Origin of the sequence: Actinophytocola sp. (genome assembly GCF_045807065.1) — a bacterium.
Lineage (GTDB): Bacteria > Actinomycetota > Actinomycetes > Mycobacteriales > Pseudonocardiaceae > Actinophytocola.
The window spans coordinates 1-3006 of record NZ_JBJMIE010000382.1 but is presented as its reverse complement, the minus strand read 5'-3'; the positions used below and the strand labels follow the sequence as shown (position 1 = coordinate 3006).

Annotated in this window: 3 protein-coding genes; 2 read left to right on the top strand and 1 reads right to left on the bottom strand. The window is 73.2% G+C overall.

The genetic code is table 11. The features are described from left to right. The first annotated feature begins 108 nt into the window (after positions 1 to 108). Positions 109 to 1128 carry a 4Fe-4S dicluster domain-containing protein gene (locus tag ACJ73U_RS22165; protein ID WP_407779596.1) on the top strand — a complete coding sequence of 340 codons (1020 nt, stop codon included), beginning with the start codon at positions 109 to 111 and terminating at the stop codon, positions 1126 to 1128. Further along, positions 1125 to 2132 carry an NrfD/PsrC family molybdoenzyme membrane anchor subunit gene (nrfD, locus tag ACJ73U_RS22160; RefSeq protein WP_407779595.1) on the top strand — a complete coding sequence of 336 codons (1008 nt, stop codon included), beginning with the start codon at positions 1125 to 1127 and terminating at the stop codon, positions 2130 to 2132. The genes ACJ73U_RS22165 and nrfD overlap by 4 nt, the downstream gene beginning before the upstream one ends. Before the next feature lie 88 nt (positions 2133 to 2220). Here the strand turns inward: nrfD and ACJ73U_RS22155 are convergent, their stop codons facing one another. Then, positions 2221 to 2841 (bottom strand): hypothetical protein, encoded by a 621-nt coding sequence (locus tag ACJ73U_RS22155; RefSeq protein ID WP_407779594.1) that lies wholly within the window; start codon positions 2839 to 2841, stop codon positions 2221 to 2223. Positions 2842 to 3006 lie beyond the last annotated feature (165 nt).

Here is a 3006-nt window from a genome sequence, read left to right as displayed (position 1 = left end):
TCATCCAGGAGAGCAAGGTGCTGACCTGCGACGTGCGGCCCGGCCGCAGGCCGAGGGGCGCGGCGCTGACGGCCTATCTGGCGGACTACCGAGACAGGAGCGGACAGCATGACGGCTGAGCACAGCTTGTACGGCCCGCTCGAGGACCCCGCCGCCGACGCCGGGCACCGCGACCACCCCGCGCGGGTCGGCTTCTTCACCGACACCTCGGTGTGCATCGGCTGCAAGTCCTGCGAGGTGGCCTGCAAGGAGTGGAACAACGTCCCCGACGACGGGTTCAACCTGCTGGGCATGTCGTTCGACAACACCGGCATGCTCGGCGCGGACAGCTGGCGGCACGTCGCGTTCGTCGAGCAGCCGCGCCGGCTCGGCGGGCAGGACGCGGGAGTGGCCGGCCTGCCGACGGGGGAGTCGGTCACCGGGGAGGTCGCCGACTCGGTCTCCTCGGCCCTGCACGACCAGCCCCGCGGCGGCGGCGAGCTGGGCACGGCACCCGTCGACCTCGGCCTGCCCTCGTTCGAACTGCCCGGCGCGGGCACCGGCGCCGACGGGCGCGACGAGTTCCGCTGGCTGATGGCCTCGGACGTGTGCAAGCACTGCACGCACGCCGGTTGCCTGGACGTGTGCCCGACCGGTGCGTTGTTCCGCACCGAGTTCGGCTCGGTCGTGGTGCAGTCCGACATCTGCAACGGGTGCGGCTACTGCGTCTCCGCCTGCCCCTACGGCGTGATCGACCGGCGCGAGGACGACGGCAGGGCGTGGAAGTGCACGCTGTGCTACGACCGGCTGCGGGACGGGCTGGAACCCGCCTGCGCCAAGGCATGTCCCACCGACTCCATCCAGTTCGGTCCCCTCGACGAGCTGCGGGAGCGGGCACGGCAGCGGGTCGAGCAGCTCCACTCCGCCGGGGTGGGCGAGGCGCGGCTCTACGGCGAGGACCCGGACGACGGCGTCGGCGGGGACGGCGCGTTCTTCCTGCTGCTCGACGAGCCGGAGGTGTACGGGCTGCCGCCGGACCCGGTGGTGCCGACCCGGGACGCGGGCTCGATGTGGCGGCACGCGGCGGTGGCGGCGGGTGCGTTCGTGGTGGCGGCCGCGTCGGCGTTCCTGGGAAGGGGCGGGCGATGACCAGGGAGACGCGCAGCGACGCCGGGGCGGCCGACAAGCGGGCGTTCGTGTTCTCCCGGCGGGGCGCGGACGGCGGGCGTGAGCAGGCGGTGGTGCCGCGTGCCGAGTTCCGGTCCTACTACGGCCGGCCGGTGCTCAAGCCGCCGGTGTGGGAGTGGAAGATCGCGGCGTACCTGTTCACCGGCGGCCTGTCCGCGGGTGCCGCCATGCTCGGCGCGGGCGCGGACCTCACGAACCGGCCGTCGCTGCGGCGCGCCGGCCGGGTCGGCGCGTTGGGTGCGCTGGGCGCGAGCATGTACCTGCTGGTGGCCGACCTCGGCCGGCCGGAGCGGTTCCTGCACATGCTGCGGGTCGCGAAGCCGACGTCGCCGATGAGCGTGGGGACGTGGATCCTGGTCGCGTACGGCCCGGGCGCCGGGCTCGCGGGCGTTGCCGAGCTGCTGCCCGCGGCGGTGCGCGCGACCGCGCTGGGCCGGCTGCTGCGCTGGGCGGCCCGCCCGGCCGGCCTGTCGGCGGCGGCGATCGCGCCCGGCGTCGCGTCCTACACCGCCGTTCTGCTGTCGCACACGGCGGTGCCGGCGTGGCACGAGGCGCACCGGCAGCTGCCGTTCGTGTTCACCGGGTCCGCGGCCGCGAGCGGGGCCGGCCTCGGCATGGTCTTCGCGCCCGTCTCGGAGGCCGGGCCGGCACGCCGGCTCGGTGCGATCGGCGCCGCGGCCGAGCTGGTGGCGTCCCGGTTGGTGGAGCGGCGGCTGGGGCTCGTCGCTGCGGCGTACACGACGGGTCGGCCGCACCGGCTGCGGTCCTGGGCGGAGCGGCTGACGGTCGCGGGGGCCGTGGGGGCGGTGACGGTGGCCCGGCGCAGCCGGGTGGGTGCGGTGGTGTCCGGGTTGGCGTTGCTGGCGGGGAGCGCGTTGCAGCGGTTCGGTGTGTTCGAGGCGGGCGTCGAGTCCACGAAGGACCCGAAGTACACGGTGGTGCCCCAGCGGCAACGGCTTTCCTGACGCTTCGCCGCGACCGACCGAGGAGGTCGCGCGGAGAGGGACCCGTGCCCGGGCACCGCACAGCGCGACCTCTCGGCACAGCTGCCGCTCAGGAGGCGAGCTGGCGCAACGGTCCCGCGAGATCGGGGAAGTTGCGGGTGCTCATGGCCTGGACCCCGGCCGTGTGGTCGCCGTTGAACGGGGTGACCGCGCCGGGGCAGCCGGCACTGACGGCGTCGGCGGGGGAGTTGAACCAGAAGCCGACGTGGAAGGTGTGGATCGGGGCGAACGGCGGGTTGCTCGCCGCGTCGGCGGTGTGGACCACCGGAGCGGCGCCGGAACCTGGTGCCACCGCGAAGGTCTCGGCGTTGAACCGGCCGACCACGGTGACCGTCGCCGTGCCGTCGTAGCCGGTGACCAGGTCGCTCTGGTACCACGACAGGCCGAACGGCGCGTTCGGCAGCTGCAGGATGAACAGGTCGAACTCGGTGAGCGCGGGCAGGCCGGACGCCTTCAGCGTCAGCGTCTCGTTCTGCCCGTGCGACACCACCCGCACGGTCGCCGCGGCCGCCGGCAGGCAGTTGGCCGTGACCGCCACGCCGGAACGGACCATGGAGAAGGTGATGCTGGGATCCGCGGCGTTCGCCTGGGTGGCCGCCACGGCACCGACGCCGAGCATGGCCGCCACCCCGACGGCGGCCGACGCGACCCGGAATTTACCGAACTTCATATTAGTTCTCCAAATCGTGATATGGCGAGCCGAGTGAAGTTGTGCACGGTTCGTAGCAAGAACATGTCGCACGTGATGAGTGGACGTAACGATCTCATTCGCCAACCCGCTGTCGTGTATGTGGAATTCTGCGCGAGCACGAGCCACGGGCCGGGAAATTGCCGG

Excerpts from the sequence above, each read along its gene's own strand:
- nrfD (WP_407779595.1), top strand. The coding sequence starts at position 1,125 with ATGACCAGGGAGACGCGCAGCGACGCCGGGGCGGCCGACAAGCGGGCG.
- ACJ73U_RS22165 (WP_407779596.1), top strand. The coding sequence starts at position 109 with ATGACGGCTGAGCACAGCTTGTACGGCCCGCTCGAGGACCCCGCCGCC.
- ACJ73U_RS22155 (WP_407779594.1), bottom strand. The coding sequence starts at position 2,841 with ATGAAGTTCGGTAAATTCCGGGTCGCGTCGGCCGCCGTCGGGGTGGCG.